Source organism: Saccharopolyspora soli (assembly GCF_022678645.1).
Lineage (GTDB): Bacteria > Actinomycetota > Actinomycetes > Mycobacteriales > Pseudonocardiaceae > Saccharopolyspora > Saccharopolyspora soli.
In genome coordinates this window covers 1-651 of sequence record NZ_JALBWV010000178.1, presented here as the reverse complement: position 1 = coordinate 651, position 651 = coordinate 1, and the positions used below count along the sequence as shown (strand labels likewise).

Genomic DNA, 651 nt, shown 5'->3' with positions numbered 1-651 from the left:
GCCCCGGAGAGCAGAGGACATTGCGTGTTCAAGCTAACGGACAACGTCAAGACCACGGTGGCGTTGACCACCGGATTCCTGCTTGTCTCGTGCGCTGGTTCGGCGTCGGCTGACCTCGGATACCGCGAGCTTCCCAATCCGTGCCGACTCGCCAGCCCCGAGACCGTCGCGGGACTCGTCGGGCCTGCCGAACCTGAACTCGGCGGACTTGAGGACCGTGACCCCGAAGCGAAAAGCGACTTCGTGTCGCAGGCGTGCGAGTGGAACAGCACCACCGCACCGGGCTGGGGCGATCTGGTCCTGGTCAACCTGCAAGTTCAGGTCGTGCTCAGCCAGTTCCAGGACGGTTCGCCAGCCATCAGCCTGGCGAAAGCAGGAGCTGACAGGCAATTGCAAGACCGGAGGGTGCAGGTACCTCCGCCGCCCTTCGCGCTCGGTGACCAATCGTCCCATTACTACACCGAAGTCTCTGGCGTTCAGATCAGCGTTTTCTACTTCAGGAAGGCCAACGTCGAAGTGGAGGTGAAGTACCGGGGCCAAGGTGGAAACTACGACGGCAAGGAAGTCAACAAGCCGCGGGAGGAGCTGGAGGAAGCCGCGCACGCCGTCGCTGCCGAGGCGCTCGAAGAACTGGGCCCGCCCAGGTAATGT

General features: G+C 63.0%; 1 protein-coding gene. It reads left to right on the top strand.

Features of this window, described 5'->3' with window-relative positions:
• Window positions 1–648 (top strand): hypothetical protein (locus MOQ72_RS44190; protein WP_242192046.1); only part of this gene is annotated, 648 nt, incomplete at its 5' end.
• Window positions 649–651 lie beyond the last annotated feature (3 nt).